This is a genomic window from Bradyrhizobium sp. AS23.2 (assembly GCF_001908185.1).
In the GTDB taxonomy this organism is placed as follows: domain Bacteria; phylum Pseudomonadota; class Alphaproteobacteria; order Rhizobiales; family Xanthobacteraceae; genus Bradyrhizobium.
Window position 1 is genome coordinate 43,861 of sequence record NZ_LGHM01000102.1, and the last position, 16,108, is coordinate 59,968.

A 16,108-nucleotide genomic window follows, 5' to 3' on the forward strand; every position below is an offset into this window, starting at 1 on the left:
AGACTGAACGAGGTAAGCCGATGAAATTCATAATCCCATTTCTCGCCGCAGCGCTTCCGGTCGCGGCCGTAGCGCAATCACAGTCCGGGCAAGCCCAAGGCCAAGCTCAAGATCAAACCCAAAGCGCCTCCGCAGTTGTCCCCAAAACCACCGAGGTGATGGTCATTCTGACTGCCAAGCAGGGCGTAACCCGCCAACAGATCATGGCCATCATGCCGTCCGAGATTCGGGAGACCGTGAAGCTCTATCTCGATGGAAAAATCCGCCAGTGGTACTCGCATGGCAGGGGCGTTGTCTTCCTGATCGACGCGAAGACCGAGGACGAGGCGCGAGCCATCATGGAAACCCTGCCGCTCTCAAAAGAACATTTGATGGATTACAAATATCTTCCGGTCGGACCCTTGATGCCATTAATGGGATTGATGGGCGCGGAAGCAAAGCAGTGACTCTCCTCCGCCCATTGGGAGGTTCACCGAACTTGCGGGCGCTATTACCGCCGTGACCCGAACAAGGCGTTCGGCTGATTTCCAAAGAGAAAGGCGCAGCGGACAATTCTGACCGCTGCCCCTAGGCGTCTCGAAGCAGCAAGCCCCTACAGCGACCGCGCGATCAACAGCTTCATGATCTCGTTGGTGCCGCCATAGATCTTCTGGATGCGGGAATCGATGAAGATGCGCGAGATCGGGTATTCCTGCATGTAGCCGTAGCCGCCGAACAGCTGGAGGCATTCGTCGGCGGTCTCGACCTGCTTCTCCGAGCACCAGTATTTCGCCATCGACGCGGTGACGGTGTCGAGGTCCTTGGCGACCAGGCGCTCGACGCACCAGTCGACGAAGACGCGCGCAATCATGGCTTCGGTCTTGCGCTCGGCGAGCTTGAAGGCTGTGTTCTGGAAGTCCATCAGCGGCTTGCCGAACGCTTTCCGCTCCTTGGTGTAGTCGGTGGTGAGCTTCACAGCGCGCTCCATCGAGGCGACGGCGCCGACCGCGAGCGCGAGGCGCTCCTGCGGCAATTGCTGCATCAACTGGACAAAGCCCTGGCCTTCCTCCTTGCCGAGCAGGTTCTCGGGCGGCACCGTGACATTGTCGAAGAAAAGCTCTGACGTGTCGGAGGCGTGCAGGCCGATCTTGTCGAGGTTGCGCCCGCGCTTGTAACCGTCCGCGCCTGATGTCTCGACCACGATCAGCGAGATGCCCTTGGCGCCGACATCTCCAGTGCGTGCGACCACGATGACGAGATCGGCGGCCTGGCCGTTGGTGATGAAGGTCTTCTGGCCGTTGATGACGTAGGAATTGCCCTGCTTCTTCGCGGTGGTCTTGACGCTCTGCAGGTCCGAGCCGGTGCCGGGCTCGGTCATGGCGATGGCGCCGACCATCTCGCCCGAGGCCATCTTCGGCAGCCAGCGCTTCTTCTGCTCCTCCGAGCCGTAATTGAGGATGTAATGCGCAACGATGGCGCTGTGCACGGAGACGCCGGTCGTCAGCTCCGGAACGGTGCTTTCGAGGTCGTCCAGCACGGCGGCATCATAGGCGAAGGTCGCGCCCAGCCCGCCATATTCCTCGGGCACGCTTGCCAGCAGCGCGCCCATCTCGCCGAGCCCGCGCCAGGCGAACCGGTCGACCATCTTGTGCTCGCGCCATTTCTCGGCGTGCGGCGCCAGGTCTTTGGCAAGATATTTCCGGAACTGGTCGCGGAAAACGTCGAGCTCTTCGGTCATCCAGGAGGAGCGGTAGGACATGATTACCTCGGTTGGTGCGGCTTGCCGGCTTGGTAGGCCAGCCGGCCGCGGCAATTATTGTGTTTTCAGGCTGCGCCGGCGACGCTACCAAGGGGCCGGGTTCGCGTCTGTTGGGATGTCTGACATTGGCTGTCAAAACTCAAGAGCTCAAGCTCGACATCGAGCGCATCGGCACGGTCTCGGCGATCCTGGTGCAGCCGGACAATGCACGCGCCTGCTACGTCCTGGCGCATGGCGCGGGGGCCGATATGCGGCATTCGTTCATGGACAAGGTCGCGGCGGGCCTTGCAGACCGCGGCATTGCGACGTTGCGGTTCAATTTTCCCTATATGGAGAACAAGCAGCGCCGCCCCGACCAGCCGGCGGTGGCGCACGCCACCATCCGCGCAGCGGTCGAGGAGGCGGCGCGGCTCTGCCCCGGACTGAAGCTGGTCGCAGGCGGAAAGTCGTTCGGCGGGCGCATGACATCGCAGGCGCAGTCAAAGGCGCCGTTGCCGGGTGTGAAGGGGCTCGCGTTCCTCGGCTTTCCCCTGCATGCCGACAAGAAGCCGTCGACCGAGCGCGCCGAGCACCTCGCCAGCATCGCAGTCCCCATGCTGTTCCTGCAAGGCACGCGCGATGGGCTTGCCGATCCCGGCTACCTCAAGCCCGTGATCGAGACGCTCGGTCCGAAGGCGAAGTTGCATGAGATCGCAGGCGGCGATCATTCCTTCGCGGTGCTAAAAAAGTCCGGCCGCTCCAACGAGGAGGCGCTTGCAGAGGTGCTCGACACGCTCGCCGTCTGGATCGTCGAGATCGCCTGAGACTCACGCGGCGTAGAGTCCCTTGTCACGCGCCTTCTGGATCGCGAGCGCGGCAATGAGATCGAGCGTCGGCGTCGACAGGCCGGCAGTGCGTGCGAAAGCGGCTGGCGCCTTTACCAGCACGTCGATCTCCATGGTGCGGCCGAGCTCGTAATCCTGCAGCAGCGACGGCTTGTGGTTGGGTGCGGGGCCGCCGCGCGTGACGCGCTTGACCTCGGGGATGAAGTGCTGGGCAATGTCGTTGGCCTCGTTCAGCATGCGCGGAATGACCTCGGCGAAGGCGGGGTCGTCGCGCACGCCGCGCGCGGTCTGGCCGGTCAGCAGGCACAGCACCGACAGCGACATGTTGGTCAGCAGCTTTGACCAGATCGCTTCGCGGATCTCGGCCACCGGCGGCGATTCCAGCCGTGCGTCGTTCAGCACGCCGCGAAATTTTGTAATCCGCTCGCAATTGCGGTCGTCGCATTCACCGATCAGCAGGCGGTTGCGGTCCGGCGTGAGGTTTTGCACGACGCCCGGCGTGACGACTTCGTTGGAGGAGAAGATCACGCCGCCGATGATCCGCTCCTTCGGGATGCAGGCGCGCAGGCGCCCGCCCGGGTCGAGGAAGGAAATGTCGGGCGGGGTGGGGTGCCGCGGCGGCAGGCCGATGCCGTACCACCAGGGAATGCCGTTCTGTGCGAACACGATCGCGGTGTCGTCCTGGAGCAGCGGCTTGATGCTGGCGACCAGCCCCTGAAGCGCGGTGGCCTTCAGCGTGCTGATCACGACGTCCTGCGGGCCGAGCTGGGCCGGATCGCCCGAGGCGTTCACCTTGGCTGAGACCTCGGAATCGCCGACGCGCAGCTTGAGGCCTCCCGCGCGGACGGCCTCCAGATGCGCGCCCCGCATCACGCACGAGACCTCATGGCCGGCACGCGCCAGCCGTACCGCAATGTGGCTGCCGACGGCGCCCGCGCCGAAAATGCAGATGCGCATGTGATGTCCCGTCTCTAATCCCCTGGCTGCCGCCCGGCGCCAGCATGACACAAGCCGCCATGCGATGGGCGCGACCGCCCCACGCCGGAAAGATATGGATCGGGGCGCGCGGGATCGGCCATAGTGCGCGGCAAACAAAACTGACCGGAGGAACGCCGATGACCGCCAGCCCCGTCCTGTGGACCCTCGATGCGCGCGGGGTCGCGACCGTCACCCTGAACCGGCCCGAGGTCAACAACGCCTATGACGGCGCGCTGATCGCGGGTGTGCTGGCGGCCATGGACGATCTCGGCAAGAAGCCCAACCTTCGCGTCGTCGTGCTCCGGGGCAATGGCAAGCACTTCCAGGCCGGCGCCGATCTGAAATGGATCAACGGCGTTCGGCCGCAATCGGCAGAGGCGAACGAGGCGGCGTCGCGGGCGACCTTCGAGGCCGTGCAGCGGCTCAATACATTGCCGATCCCGACCGTCGCGCTGGTGCAGGGCGGCTGTTTTGGTGGCGGCACCGGCGTGATCGCGGCCTGCGATGTCGTGATCGCGGCGGACAACGCCCTGTTCTCCATCACCGAAGTGCGCTGGGGCCTGACCGCCGCCATCATCATCCCGCAGCTCTGCGACGCGATCGGCGTGCGCCAGGTACGCCGCTACGCGCTCACCGGCGAGCGCTTTGGCGCCGAGGACGCCCGTCGCATCGGTCTCGTCCATGAGGTGGTGCCGCTTGCCGATCTCGACACCGCAGGTGCCAAGGTGGTGGAGCAACTGCTTGCCAACGGGCCGGAGGCGATGGCAGAGACCAAACGGCTTGCGTTGGAGAGCTCGTTCGGCGGAATGGCGGTGGACGATGCGGCGTACACGCGGCTCGTGCACCTGCATTCGGTCAAGCGCCAGAGCGCGGAGGCGGCGGAAGGACTGGCGTCGTTCGCCGAGAAGCGGGCCGCGAATTGGGGCGGCGGGAAAGGCTGAGCGCTAGCCGCTCAGCAGCCGCGGCAGATGTTGCTGATGCTGCGATAGACGGCGTCGTCGTCCTGCCGCATCTGCTGCAGCGATTGAAGCGTGCTGCTCTTGTCGGCTGGCGCGGCGGGCTTGCGTCTCGCGGCCAGCTCTTCCTCCTGCTGCTTGTAGCAGGCCTCGCGATCGGCCTTGGCCTGGATGAAGCGGCAGTTCTGCTCCAGGGCTGCGGCGGGAGCGGCTGAGATCGCGAGTGCGACGAGAGCGGGCGACGCGAATTTCACGAATGTCGAATCCATGGCGGCCCTTCTCTCAGGTCCGCCCTACGAGAGCAACTGCCATATTGTGACGAGTGCGCGGCAAGGCTTACAGCGACGGTGCGAGTGACGTTTTCAGCAGGGTGAGCAGTGCCTGCACCGCGGCTGCATTCCGTCGCCGCTCGGGGATCGCAGCTTTGATCCACAGCTCGGGAATTGGGAAATCGCGCAGCACCGGCTTGAGCGTCCCGTCGCGCAGCGCATCAGCAACCAGATAGTGCGACAACAGTGCGATGCCGTTGCCGGCGATCGCGCTGCGCGCCAGCACATGCCCCTCGTTGGAGGAGAGCAGCGGGCTGACCTGGATGCTGATGCGGCCGCGTGGTCCGTCGAAAATCCATTCGGGGCCGGTCGGCAGGAAACTGAGGCAACGATGATCGACGAGATCGCGCGGATGCTTTGGTGTTCCGTGCTTCTTCAAATAGGCCGGTGAAGCGCAGAGCAGCCGCTTCAGCGGGCACAGCGGCTCGTCGACCACGCCGCCGAACGAATGCGGGAAGGCGCCGATGGCGATGTCAAAGCCTTCGGTGACGGGATCGACGGGACGATCGATCAGGACGATCTCGAGTTTCAGCCGCGGGTTCTGCGTCTGAAACGCGCTGAAGGCCTCGGCGAGGTGCGCCACCGTCAGCGAGGTCGGCGCCTTGATGCGGAGGTGATCGACGAGATCGTGGCCCTTCTCGCCCATGCGGGAGAGAAGGTCCGTGGCATCGGTGACGACACCGCGCGCGCGATGCACGTAGCGCTGCCCGGCTTCGGTGAGTCGCAATTGCCGGGTCGAGCGATGAAACAGTGACGTCCCGACCCGCGTCTCCAACTGCGTCACGCGCTTTGCGACGACCGAGGTCGAGACGCCGAGCTTTCGCGCGGCGGCGGAGAAGCCGGCCGCATCCGCGGTGGCGAGAAACGCCTGAAGGTTCACCAGAATGTCCATCTCGACCTTTCGCGATTCGAGAAAGCTGATCGCGTATTTAGGTGGATTGTAGCCCGGCTCGCGTTAATTCATAGTCGCCTCGAGCAAAGGATTTTGGGAGCGGACGCGCCATGCGGGCCACGATGATCGAAGAACCGGCACGAAAGGTGCCGCTCTACGGCGAATATGAAGTCGTCGTTCTCGGCGGCGGGCCGGCCGGCATCGTGGCGGCGGCTTCCGCAGCGCGGGCGGGACGGCGGACCCTGCTGATCGAGCGCTACGGTTTTCTTGGCGGCATGGGCACCGCTGCCGGCGTCACCAATTTCTGCGGCCTGCATGGCAATGTCTACGGCCAGGCCCACCGGCTGGTGCAGGGCATGGCGTCCGAGCTGCTGGCGCGGATCGACCGCCTGAACGGCCTCAATGCGCCGCATCTGATCCTCGGCAAGGTCTTTGCGCAGGCCTACGACACCGCGGCCTACAAGATCGCGGCCGATGAACTTCTGGTAAGCCACAAGGTGGACATCCTCTTCCACGCGCTCGGCGCCGGCGTGGTGATGGGCGCTGATCGCCGCATCAACGCCCTGATGGTCGAGACCAAGGCCGGCCGGCAGGCGGTACGATCCGAGATCTTCATCGACTGCTCCGGCGACGGCGATCTCGCGGTCTGGGCCGGCGCGCCGTTCGAGGTCGGCGATGAACACGGTCATCCAATGTACCCCTCGATGATGCTCCGTCTCAACGGCATCGATCCCGAGAAGGCGGGCGATGCCTGGCGCACGATCCCGCAATTGATGGAGAAGGCCATCGCCGCCGGCACGCATAAATTCCCGCGCAAGAGCGCGATCGTGCGGCCGCAGAAGTCCGGCATCGAATGGCGGGTGAATTTCACGCAAGTTGCGCGCGAGGACGGCCATGCCATCAACGGCATCGAGCCCGACGATCTCACCCGCGGCGAGATCGAGGGCCGCAAGCAGGCGCGCGCCGCGTTCGAATTCCTGCGCACCGTGCCGGGCTTCGAGAAGTCCTACATCGTCGACCTGCCGCCGCAGCTCGGCATCCGCGAAACCCGCCGCATCAAGGGCGGCTACCAGCTCAGCGGCGAGGACGTGCTCGGCTGTGCCTCTTTCGAGGATTCGATTGGCGTCAATGGCTGGCCGATCGAGGCCCATGTTCCCGGCGATGTCGTCTTCACCTTCCCGCCGATTCCGGAATCGCGCGGCTATAACGAGCTGCCCTACCGGATGCTGCTGCCCGAGGGCGTCGACAATCTTCTCGTCGCCGGCCGTTGCGCCTCGATGACCCATGAGGGCCAGTCGGCGGCGCGGGTCTCCGGCGCCTGCTTCGTGATGGGGGAGGCGGCCGGTTCCGCAGCAGTGCTGGCGCTCTCCGGAAACCGGAACCCGCGTGACATCCCGGTTGAAAAATTGCAGGAAACGTTGAAACAACAGGGCGCCTTCATCGGGCGGGACCAGCCCGTCCCCGAGGGCCTGTAACGGACTGCAACAGAACGACCGAGAGAAATACGACGGAGGAGACGGGATGATCGGAATTGCGCGGCTCGCACTTGCGGGCCTGGTGGCGATCATGGCGATGGGCACGGCGAAGGCCGAGGACGCGCTGAAGGCCAAGATCGGCGTGCTCCGCCTGTCGTCCTCCGCGCCCGTCTTCATCGCACAGGACAAGGGATACTTTCGCGAGGCCGGCCTCGACGTCGAGCTGAAGTTCTTTGATGCGGCGCAGCCGATCGCGGTTGCGACCACTTCGGGCGACGTCGATTTCGGCGTCACCGCGTTCACGGCCGGCCTCTACAATCTTGCCGGCAAGGGCGTGCTGAAGGTGATAGGCGGCATGAGCCGCGAGAAGGCCGGCTATCCCCTGATCGGCTATTTTGCTAGCAACAATGCCTATGCGGCCGGGCTGAAGACGCCGAAGGACCTCGCGGGCAAGCGCGTCGCGGTGACGCAGGTCGGATCAAGCTTCCACTATTCACTCGGCCTGCTCGCCGACAAATACGGCTTCAAGCTCGCGGACGTGAAGATCGTGCCGCTGCAATCGCTGTCGAACGCGGCCGCTGCGCTGAAGGGCGAGACGGTCGATGCGGCGCTGCTTCCTGTCTCCACCGCGCGAAAGCTGATGGATGAGGGCGGCGCGAAGTTTTTGGGCTGGGTCGGCGACGAAACGCCCTGGCAATTGGGCGCGGTGTTCGCCTCGCCGAAGACGCTGACCAACAAGGCGCTGGTGACGAAGCTGCTCGTCGCCCTCGCAAAGGCCGATCGCGAATATCACGACGTCATCCTCGCCGCGATGAAGGACGGCGTCGCGCCGGTCAACGAGCAGACAAAACCGCTGTTGGAGATCATCGCAAAGTACACCAACCTGCCGCTCGAGCAGGTGGTCGGCAATTGCGCCTATATCGATCCCGACGGCAAGCTCGACGTCAAGAACGTCGACAACCAGATCAAATGGCTCCGGGAGCAGGGCTTCGCCGACAAGGGCTTTGATGCCAATTCGATCATCGCCAAGGATTATGTGAAGGCGGATTGATGCTTCGCGCGCCTTTCCAAACCCGTCATCCTGAGGTGCTCGCGAAGCGAGCCTCGAAGGATGCCCGGCCGGGCGGCATCCGGGCCGTCGATCCTTCGAGACGCCGCTTCGCGGCTCCTCAGGATGACGGATCGAGAGCAGGGGACAGCCGATGGACCTGATCGCCAACCACATCACCCATCGCTTTGGCGATCTCGCCGTGCTCGACGACATCTCCTTCACGGTCGGCGCCGGCGAGGTGGTGGCGATTGTCGGGCCGTCTGGCTGCGGCAAGAGCACACTGCTGTCGATCCTTGGCGGGCTGTTGCAGCCGACCTCGGGCGCGCCCGAGCTGCGCGGCGCGCCACCGGCGGACAGTCTCAATCCGCTCACCTTCGTGTTTCAGGATTTTGCGCTGCTGCCCTGGGCGACGGTCGAGGAGAACGTCGAATTCCCGCTGCTGCATACCCAGCTCTCGGCTACGCAGCGCCGCGCGCTGGTCGACGATGCCCTGCGCCGCACCGGTCTGACCGATTTCCGCAAGACCTACCCAAAACAGCTCTCGGGCGGCATGCGCCAGCGCGTCGGCATTTCGCGCGCGCTTGCGGTCAAGCCTGCCATTCTCCTGATGGATGAGCCGCTATCGGCGCTGGATTCGCAGACGCGCGAGCTCCTGATGGAGGACTTCGTCCGCCTGCTCGCGGACGGCGGCATGGGCGCGGTCTACGTCACTCACAATCTCGAAGAGGCCGCGCGCCTTGCCGACCGCATCGTGGTCCTGTCGCGGCGGCCGGGGCGCATTCGCGAAGTCGTGACCGTGCCGATGACGCGGGCGGCGCGTGGCGAGGCGGCGGCGCGTGAAAAGCTGCTCGCGCTCCAGAATCAGATCTGGTCGCTGATCCGCAACGAGGCGATCGATGCCGAACGCGAGGTCCAGCATGCTTGATCGCGCGCCGGCGGCGGAAACACCTGCAAAGGACGACGCGACCCGGCGTGTCCGCTTTCGCGGCGCGGGCTTCGTGCCTGCCGGCAGCCGTTTCGGCGGCTGGATCGCGCTCGCCCTCGTCATCGCGATCTGGCAGGCGGCCGGCAGCGCCAGCCTGGTCAATCCGCTGTTCCTGCCGGCGCCTTCGGCGATCGCACGGGCGATCTACGAGCTCGCGATGTCAGGCGCACTCTGGCAGCATCTGTCCGCTTCGCTGCTGCGGATCGGCGTCGGCTGGTTGCTGGGAACGGCGGCCGGTGTTGCCGTCGGCTTCGCCATCGGCCTGTCGCGGCTCGCGCGCAGCGTCGGCATTACCTTCATCTCGGCTCTGTTCCCGATCCCGAAGATCGCGCTGTTGCCGCTCCTGATCCTCTGGCTCGGCATCGGCGAAGAGCCGAAGATCGCGACCATTGCGCTAGGTGTGTTCTTCTCGACGGCGATCTCGGTCTATAGCGGCGTCGATGCCGTGCCGCGCAACCTGATCTGCATGGCACAGAGTTTCAACGTTCCCTTCACCACCATCGTGCGCAAGGTGATCTGGCCGGGCGCATTGCCCGCGATCCTCGCCGGCTTCCGCATCACGGCCTCGGTCGCGCTCTTGCTCGTCGTCAGTGCCGAGATGATCGGCGCGCAGTACGGCATCGGCGCGTTCGTGCTGCAGGCGGGCAATCTGATGCAGACGGATCAGTTGCTCGCGGGCGTGGTAATCCTGTCGGTCTTCGGGCTGGCGGTGGGGAAGGTGATCAACTGGCTGGAGACGCGGCTGCTGCACTGGCGGTAGCTGCAATCACCGCAGCCGTAGGGTGGGCAAAGCGAAGCGTGCCCACCGCGTCTATTTCACGTGTCGGGCAATGGTGGGCACGGCGCAAGTGCACCTTTGCCCACCCTACGAGCTCGTCACGCGTTCCCGCGATCCTCGCGGAACAGGTCGAGCTTCTGCTGCACCGGGCGGTCGGAGAAGCTGAACAGCACGGCGTCCTCTTCGGCCTCGTGCGTGACCCATTGCCAACTCGGCACCACGAACAGGTCGCGCGGGCCCCATTCGAAGGTCTGATCGCCGATGCGGGTGCGGCCCTTGCCTTCGATCGGACAGAACACGGTCGCATCGGTCGCGCGATAGCGTGCGGTCTTGAAACCCTTGGGTAGCAGCTGGATGAAGGTGCCGATGGTCGGCATCGCGAAATCGCCGGTCTCGGGGTTGCTGAACTTCAGCTTCAACCCGTGGCAGGCGTCCCACTCCTCGCGCGTCTTGGCTTTTTCCAGCGCCTCGCGCGTATGGGCGTAAGGGTAGCTGAAGATCGGCGAGGTCTTCGAGCTCCGCTTCACATCGACCGGCAGCAGATTGTGGCCGTAGCGGGCAAAGCTGTCGCCGGCGGGTTTGGTGATTTTCTGCTGGTCTTCCTTCGAGCCTTCCGCAAAGGAGCAGTCGAAGAACTGGACGAGGGGAATGTCGAGGCCGTCGAGCCAGAACATCGGCTCGTCAGTCTCGTTGGAATGATCGTGCCATGTCATCGACGGCGTGATGATGAAGTCGCCGGGCTCCATCGCGGTGCGCTCGCCATCCACCGCGGTGTGGGCGCCCTTGCCTTCGAGCACGAAGCGCAGCGCCGACTGGCTGTGCCGGTGCGCGGGTGCGACGTCGCCGGGCACCACCATCTGCACGCCGGCATAGAGCGACGTCGTGATCTTGGACTGGCCGCGCAGGCCCGGGTTCTCCAGCACCAGCACGCGCCGCTCGGCTTCCTTGGCGGTGATCAGCTTGCCGGCTTCCGTCATGTAGTCGCGGATGACGTCGAACTTCCACAAATGAGGCCGGCAGGCGCTTTTCGGCTCCGGCGTGATCAGGTCGCTCATCACCGTCCACAGCGCGGTGAGATTCTCGCCGTCGATCTTCTTGTAGAACGCCTCGCGTTCCGGCGTCTTGGTCACGGCTTCCATGGTGCGCCTCCCGTTCGCTTTGTTAATTGACAGTATACTCACGATCTAGGTAGCGTCAACGTGACGAACGATATACAAGGCCGTCGTCATTCCGGGGCGACGCGCCAGCGTCGAGCCCGGAATCCATAACCACGATCGGGAGTATGGATTCTCAGATGCGCAATTGCGCATCATAGCTCGCGCCTCTCGGCGCGCCCCGGAATGACGAATAACAGGGAGGTCTCGATGAAGTTGCACGGCTATTTCCGCTCCAGCGCCGCCTATCGCGTGCGCATCGCGCTGAATCTCAAGGGCCTTGGCGCCGAGCACCTTCCGCATCACTTGCGCAAGGGCGAGCAATGCGCGCCCGCCTATCTCGCCATCAATCCGCAAGGCCTGGTGCCGGCGCTGGAGAATGATGCAGGTGCGGTGCTGACCCAATCGGTCGCGATCATCGAATGGCTCGACGAGACCCATCCCAACCCGCCGCTGCTGCCGAAGGATCCGCTGCGGCGCGCAAAGGTGAGGGCGTTCGCGCTGGCGATCGCCTGCGACACCCATCCGGTGCAGAACCTGAAAGTGCTGGCGCGGCTGCGCGAGCTCGGTCTGGCGGAGGAGAAGGTCCAGGAGTGGGCGGCATGGGTCAACCGCGAGGGGCTATCGGCCTGCGAGACGCTGGTCAAGGACGAGCCCGGCCCGTTCTGCTTCGGCGATGCGCCGACGCTCGCCGATCTCTGCCTGGTGCCGCAGCTTGCCAATGCGCGCCGTTTCGGCGTGGATGTGTGGGCCTATCCGCGCCTGCTCCAGGCGGAAGCCGCGGCGAAGGCGCTGCCGGCCTTCGCCAATGCCGCGCCGGAGAAGCAGCCCGATGCCGAGTAAGCCTCTTCCTCCGATCACGATGGACGCGGTCTATGCCGCGCCGGGCTATCTGTTCCGGCGAATGCAGCAGATCGCGGTCTCGATCTTCATGGAGGAGTGCAAGGCGTTCGACCTGACGCCGGTGCAATATGCGGCGCTGATCGCGATCCACACTCATCCCGGCATCGACGCGACGCGACTGTCGGCCGTGATCGCCTTCGACCGCTCGACCCTCGGCAGCGTGATCGAACGGCTTCAGGCCAAGGACTATATCGAGCGAAAGCCGGCGCCCGAGGACAAGCGGATCAAGCTGCTCTACCTGACCAAATCAGGCGCGGCGATTCTGCGCGAGATCATCCCCGTCGTCGAGCGCGCCCAGGCGCGCATGCTGGAGCCGCTCAAGCCCGCCGACCGCAAGGCGCTGATGGGGCTCCTGGTGCAACTCGTCGATCTCAACAACGAGGCGTCACGGGTGCCGCTGCGGGCCGAGGATGCGCTTGAGCGTCTGGGGAAGGCGGGGTGAGGGAGGCCTGAGGCAGTGCTCGCGCCTCACACCCTGCCGTCGTCCCGGACAAGCGAAGCGCAGATCCGGGACCCAACCACAGGGAGTAGTTTTGCGAAGACTCAGAGTTGGCAGCACGCGCCACCACTCCTCCCTGTGTTATGGGTCCCGGCCTTCGCCGGGACGACACTGAATGTGTAGTGCGACTGTGGCCCCTCACATCCTCAGCAGCGCCTGCCGGTCAATCTTCCCCGTACCCGTCTTCGGCAGCTCGTCGATAAAGATCACCTCGCGCGGGTATTTGTAGGGCAGCAGCTTGCCCTTGACGTAGTCTTGCAGCATGCGCGCCGCCTCGCTCTCGTCGACGGCGCGATTATTCATCACCACCACCGCTTTCAACGTCATCCGTCGATCCGGCAGTTCGGCGGCAAACACCGCGCATTCGCGGATGTCGGGGTGGTCGGCGAGGCACAGCTCGACCTCGAGCGGATAGACCCACTGGCCGGAGATTTTTATGAGATCGTCGGCGCGGCCGCGGAAGAAGTGGAAGCCGTCGCTGTCGCGGACGAAACGGTCGCCGGTGTAGATCCAGCCGCCCTCGCGGATCGTCTCGGCGGATTTGTCCGGCCGGTTCCAATACAGCGGCGTGTTGGAATCGCCGCGCACCCACAAGATGCCTTCCTCGTTGTCGCCGACGTCGCGGCCGTCCTTGTCGCGAAGCGCGACTTCGTAGCCGGGCACGCGTAGGCCGGCGGCGCCGAGCTTCTTCTGGTCGGGGCGGTTCGAGAGATAGATGTGCAGCACCTCGGTCGAGCCGAGGCCTTCGACGATCTCGAGGCCGGTGAGCTTCTTCCAGCCGTTGAAGACTTCGGCCGAGAGCACTTCGGCCGCAGAGAGCGCCATGCGCAGCGACGAGAAGTTCGTCAGTTGCACGCCCTCGGCCTTGGTTAGCGAGGTGTAGAGCGTCGGTAGGCCGAAGAAGACCGTCGGCTTGTATTGCTCGATCGCCGCGAAGATCGATGCCGACTTCGGTTGCCCCGGCAACAGCAGAGTCGCCGCGCCGGCGGAGAATGGGAAGGTGACGGAGTTGCCGAAGCCATAGGCGAAGAAGATCTTTGGCACGGAAAAGCAGATGTCGCCGGGCGTCAGCTTCAATACGTTCTGCGCAAAAGCAACCTCGGTATAGGCCATGTCGTGCTGGAGATGCACGATGCCCTTGGGCCGGCCGGTCGAGCCGGAAGAGTACATCCAGAACGCCATCTCGTTGCGATGCGTCGCGGCTTCCGCCAGGTCAGTCGGGAACTGCGTGAGCCAGCTTGCGGCGGCGATCGCGCCCGGCGCGGCGTGATCGCCCACCGCGCCATTCACGACGATCAGCGTATGCAGGTTCGTGTCCTTGCAGGCTTCCGCGTTGAAGCGCGCGCAGAACTCGGCGTCCGCGACCGCAACGGTCGCGCCGGAATCGGCGAGATAGAATTGCAGCAAGTCCGGCGGCGTCAGCGTGTTGATGAGGAGCGGCACGAAGCCCGCGCGTACCGCGCCGAAGAAGGCGGCGGGATAGGCCGGCGTGTCATCCAGGAACAGGAGCACGCGGTCGCCACGCTTCAGACCGAGCGACGCAAAACCGTTGCCCCAGCGGCAAGCTTCCGCGCAAAGCTCGGCATAGCTGCGTGTGCCTGCCGGACCAATGAGCGCGAACCTGTTGCCACGGCCTTTGGCGAGATTGTCGAACAGCACGCGGCTGGCGTTGTAAATTTCCGGAGCGGCAAAGCCGATCTCACGCGCGCCCGGGCTGTCGGCGGGCACCTGGTCGCGAATCTCGTTGGTCATTCCACATCCCCGCCGTTCTTGGCGGCCTCGTAACGCGCCATGAACGCCGGCGACATCGCGCGCAGCCGGGAATCGTCGATGCGGCCGGACCGCGTGATGTAGCTATAGGCAAAATCCATCAGGTCGAGCTTCATGTGCTCGGCAAATTGCTCGTACCAGAAGGCGCTGGTGCGCGCGGCGTCGACGAGCTTCTGTACCACCGGTTTGCGCTCGGCCTGGTAGCGAAGCAGCGCGGTCGAAAGATGCGCGTCCGATTCCAGCGCCTTGACCAGCGCAATGGCGTCCTCGATCGCGAGCCGCGTGCCCGAGCCGATCGAGAAATGCGCCGAGTGCAGGGCGTCGCCGATCAGCACCATGTTCTTGAAGGACCAATGCTCGTTCCAGACCCAGGGAAAGTTGCGCCAGACCGATTTGTTGGAGACGAGGCAGTGGCCGCCGAGCGTGTCTGCAAATACCTCCTCGCAAACGCCCTTGGACTGCTCGACGTCCTTGTAGGCGAAGCCGTAGGCGTGCCAGGTCGCGTAGTCGCATTCGACCAGGAACGTGCTCATGGTCGGCGAGTAGCGGTAGTGATGGGCGTTGAAGGCGCCGCGGTCGGTCTTGACGAAAGTCTGCGACAGCGTGTCGAAGTACTTCGAAGTGCCGTACCAGACGAACTTGTTGGAGGAGTAGGACAGCGATGTGCCGAAATCGCCCTCGAAGGCGCGGCGCACCAGCGAGTTCAGGCCGTCGGCGGCGACGATCAGGTCATGGCCGTTGAGCTGGTCGATCGCTTGAATTAGCGTGTCGAAGCGCGGGGTGACGCCGGCATCGAGCGCGCGCTGTTGCAGGAACCTCAGGAGCTCGAGCCGTCCGATCGAGGAGAAGCCGACGCCGTCGATGGCGATGCTGTCGCCGTGCAGGCTGAGCGTGATGTTCTCCCAGCTTTCCATATGCGGTGCGATCGCGTCGACCGTTTCGGGGTCGTCGACGCGCAGGAATTCCAGCGCCTGGTCGGAGAACACCACGCCAAAGCCCCAGGTCGCGTCGGCCGGGTTCTGTTCGAACAGGTCGACCTGATCCTCGGGGTGACGCTTCTTCCAGAGATAGGCGAAGTAGAGCCCGCCGGGCCCTCCGCCGATCACGGCGATCCGCAACGTCTGCCTCCCTAATTGACAGTATACTTACTATTTAGGGGTAGCCTAATGTGCTCCGGCGTCCGGCGCCAGCGGAATCATCGACAAGGCGAGGCACGCCACAGCTCGCATCCGGACACGCTGTGTGGCGCGTGCCGGAAACCGTCAGGTCGGAACATAGCCAAACCGTGCGGGCTTGGCCATCCGCGTGTCAGACGCAGCGCTTCACCCAGACCCCGTTCACCAGCACGGTGGTGCGGCGGACCGCTGGAACCGGCTTGCGGACAACGACGGCAGTGAACCACGTCCTTCTTCCGGGCTTGTTCCGGTCTTGGCGCGATCGAAATCGGATCTCGGCAAAGGGTTAGTCCCGGCAGGCGCGCGAAAATTCACTCGCGCGCGCCGCCGGTCATAGTCGCGCGTCTTGGCGCGTAAACGTGCGCGGTCTTATCGCGCAGCAAACGGGGCGAGCACGTCCTTGCAGGCCGGTGACAGCGACGCAGCGTTGTTCGCGATGCATTGCACGATGCGGCCCCCGCCGGGCTGGACGCCCGCGCACAGCGTGCGGATGTCGGCGCCGCAGGCCGACCGGACGATGAACAGCTCTTCGCGCGGCCGCAGCGGGCGCAGAACGATCACGGCAGGCGCCGCCGGCGCTGCTGCCGCAGAAGCTGCGCCC

Annotated in this window: 16 protein-coding genes and 1 pseudogene; 9 read left to right on the forward strand and 8 right to left on the reverse strand. The window is 64.7% G+C overall.

Annotated elements, in window-relative coordinates; all coding sequences use genetic code 11:
- Positions 1–20 precede the first annotated feature (20 nt).
- Entirely contained in the window at positions 21–446 is a 426-nt protein-coding gene (locus tag AC630_RS21850) for a hypothetical protein (protein WP_245330481.1), read from the forward strand.
- Between the two features lie 146 nt (positions 447–592).
- On the opposite strand, the gene AC630_RS21855 is transcribed toward AC630_RS21850, so the two are convergent.
- Complete coding sequence (locus AC630_RS21855) at positions 593–1,738, reverse strand: acyl-CoA dehydrogenase family protein (RefSeq protein ID WP_074120523.1); 1,146 nt, start codon at positions 1,736–1,738, stop codon at positions 593–595.
- Positions 1,739–1,863: 125 nt separating this feature from the next.
- On the opposite strand from AC630_RS21855, the gene AC630_RS21860 reads away from it, so the two are divergent.
- Entirely contained in the window at positions 1,864–2,541 is a 678-nt protein-coding gene (locus AC630_RS21860; RefSeq protein WP_074120524.1) for an alpha/beta hydrolase family protein, read from the forward strand.
- Positions 2,542–2,544: 3 nt separating this feature from the next.
- Here the strand turns inward: AC630_RS21860 and AC630_RS21865 are convergent, their stop codons facing one another.
- A complete protein-coding gene (locus AC630_RS21865) occupies positions 2,545–3,519 on the reverse strand; it encodes a ketopantoate reductase family protein (RefSeq protein ID WP_074120525.1) in 975 nt (324 codons plus the stop codon).
- Between the two features lie 158 nt (positions 3,520–3,677).
- On the opposite strand from AC630_RS21865, the gene AC630_RS21870 reads away from it, so the two are divergent.
- Positions 3,678–4,481 (forward strand): enoyl-CoA hydratase-related protein, encoded by an 804-nt coding sequence (locus tag AC630_RS21870; RefSeq protein ID WP_074120526.1) that lies wholly within the window; start codon positions 3,678–3,680, stop codon positions 4,479–4,481.
- A gap of 11 nt (positions 4,482–4,492) precedes the next feature.
- Here AC630_RS21870 and AC630_RS21875 read toward each other — a convergent pair whose 3' ends face one another.
- Together AC630_RS21875 and AC630_RS21880 are read right to left on the reverse strand one after the other, a co-directional pair.
- The gene (locus AC630_RS21875; RefSeq protein WP_083636343.1) at positions 4,493–4,765 is read right to left on the reverse strand and encodes a hypothetical protein; all 273 of its coding nucleotides are present in this window, start codon (positions 4,763–4,765) and stop codon (positions 4,493–4,495) included.
- A 67-nt stretch (positions 4,766–4,832) separates the two neighbouring features.
- Entirely contained in the window at positions 4,833–5,717 is an 885-nt protein-coding gene (locus AC630_RS21880; protein WP_074120527.1) for a LysR family transcriptional regulator, read from the reverse strand.
- Positions 5,718–5,827: 110 nt separating this feature from the next.
- Between AC630_RS21880 and AC630_RS21885 the strand changes: the two genes are divergently transcribed.
- From AC630_RS21885 to AC630_RS21900, 4 genes are all read left to right on the forward strand, one after another.
- Entirely contained in the window at positions 5,828–7,192 is a 1,365-nt protein-coding gene (locus tag AC630_RS21885; RefSeq protein ID WP_074120528.1) for an FAD-dependent oxidoreductase, read from the forward strand.
- 46 nt (positions 7,193–7,238) lie between these two features.
- On the forward strand, positions 7,239–8,243 hold the full coding sequence (locus AC630_RS21890; protein ID WP_074120529.1) for an ABC transporter substrate-binding protein: 1,005 nt from the start codon (positions 7,239–7,241) through the stop codon (positions 8,241–8,243).
- 151 nt (positions 8,244–8,394) lie between these two features.
- The gene (locus AC630_RS21895) at positions 8,395–9,168 is read left to right on the forward strand and encodes an ABC transporter ATP-binding protein (protein WP_074120530.1); all 774 of its coding nucleotides are present in this window, start codon (positions 8,395–8,397) and stop codon (positions 9,166–9,168) included.
- Entirely contained in the window at positions 9,161–9,988 is an 828-nt protein-coding gene (locus tag AC630_RS21900; protein WP_074120531.1) for an ABC transporter permease, read from the forward strand. The genes AC630_RS21895 and AC630_RS21900 overlap by 8 nt, the downstream gene beginning before the upstream one ends.
- Before the next feature lie 116 nt (positions 9,989–10,104).
- On the opposite strand, the gene gtdA is transcribed toward AC630_RS21900, so the two are convergent.
- A complete protein-coding gene (gtdA, locus tag AC630_RS21905) occupies positions 10,105–11,145 on the reverse strand; it encodes a gentisate 1,2-dioxygenase (RefSeq protein WP_074120532.1) in 1,041 nt (346 codons plus the stop codon).
- Positions 11,146–11,370: 225 nt separating this feature from the next.
- On the opposite strand from gtdA, the gene maiA reads away from it, so the two are divergent.
- Together maiA and AC630_RS21915 are read left to right on the forward strand one after the other, a co-directional pair.
- The gene (gene maiA, locus AC630_RS21910) at positions 11,371–12,003 is read left to right on the forward strand and encodes a maleylacetoacetate isomerase (RefSeq protein ID WP_074120542.1); all 633 of its coding nucleotides are present in this window, start codon (positions 11,371–11,373) and stop codon (positions 12,001–12,003) included.
- On the forward strand, positions 11,993–12,505 hold the full coding sequence (locus tag AC630_RS21915; protein WP_074120533.1) for a MarR family winged helix-turn-helix transcriptional regulator: 513 nt from the start codon (positions 11,993–11,995) through the stop codon (positions 12,503–12,505). Before maiA ends, AC630_RS21915 begins: the two co-directional genes overlap by 11 nt.
- 195 nt (positions 12,506–12,700) lie before the next feature.
- Here AC630_RS21915 and AC630_RS21920 read toward each other — a convergent pair whose 3' ends face one another.
- The 3 genes and pseudogenes from AC630_RS21920 to AC630_RS21930 form a co-directional block, all read right to left on the reverse strand.
- Positions 12,701–14,314, reverse strand: coding sequence for a benzoate-CoA ligase family protein (locus AC630_RS21920; protein WP_074120534.1), 1,614 nt, complete (start codon positions 14,312–14,314; stop codon positions 12,701–12,703).
- Entirely contained in the window at positions 14,311–15,450 is a 1,140-nt protein-coding gene (locus tag AC630_RS21925) for an FAD-dependent monooxygenase (protein WP_074120535.1), read from the reverse strand. The genes AC630_RS21920 and AC630_RS21925 overlap by 4 nt, the downstream gene beginning before the upstream one ends.
- A gap of 426 nt (positions 15,451–15,876) precedes the next feature.
- Positions 15,877–16,108 (reverse strand): annotated as a pseudogene (locus tag AC630_RS21930) (hypothetical protein); the annotation flags it as partial.

Bases quoted from the DNA above. Each gene is read 5' to 3' on its own strand.
- AC630_RS21850 (WP_245330481.1), top strand. From the start codon at position 21: ATGAAATTCATAATCCCATTTCTCGCCGCAGCGCTTCCGGTCGCGGCC.
- AC630_RS21855 (WP_074120523.1), bottom strand. From the start codon at position 1,738: ATGTCCTACCGCTCCTCCTGGATGACCGAAGAGCTCGACGTTTTCCGC.
- AC630_RS21865 (WP_074120525.1), bottom strand. From the start codon at position 3,519: ATGCGCATCTGCATTTTCGGCGCGGGCGCCGTCGGCAGCCACATTGCG.
- AC630_RS21870 (WP_074120526.1), top strand. From the start codon at position 3,678: ATGACCGCCAGCCCCGTCCTGTGGACCCTCGATGCGCGCGGGGTCGCG.
- AC630_RS21875 (WP_083636343.1), bottom strand. From the start codon at position 4,765: ATGGATTCGACATTCGTGAAATTCGCGTCGCCCGCTCTCGTCGCACTC.
- AC630_RS21880 (WP_074120527.1), bottom strand. From the start codon at position 5,717: ATGGACATTCTGGTGAACCTTCAGGCGTTTCTCGCCACCGCGGATGCG.
- AC630_RS21885 (WP_074120528.1), top strand. From the start codon at position 5,828: ATGCGGGCCACGATGATCGAAGAACCGGCACGAAAGGTGCCGCTCTAC.
- AC630_RS21890 (WP_074120529.1), top strand. From the start codon at position 7,239: ATGATCGGAATTGCGCGGCTCGCACTTGCGGGCCTGGTGGCGATCATG.
- AC630_RS21895 (WP_074120530.1), top strand. From the start codon at position 8,395: ATGGACCTGATCGCCAACCACATCACCCATCGCTTTGGCGATCTCGCC.
- AC630_RS21900 (WP_074120531.1), top strand. From the start codon at position 9,161: ATGCTTGATCGCGCGCCGGCGGCGGAAACACCTGCAAAGGACGACGCG.
- gtdA (WP_074120532.1), bottom strand. From the start codon at position 11,145: ATGGAAGCCGTGACCAAGACGCCGGAACGCGAGGCGTTCTACAAGAAG.
- maiA (WP_074120542.1), top strand. From the start codon at position 11,371: ATGAAGTTGCACGGCTATTTCCGCTCCAGCGCCGCCTATCGCGTGCGC.
- AC630_RS21915 (WP_074120533.1), top strand. From the start codon at position 11,993: ATGCCGAGTAAGCCTCTTCCTCCGATCACGATGGACGCGGTCTATGCC.
- AC630_RS21920 (WP_074120534.1), bottom strand. From the start codon at position 14,314: ATGACCAACGAGATTCGCGACCAGGTGCCCGCCGACAGCCCGGGCGCG.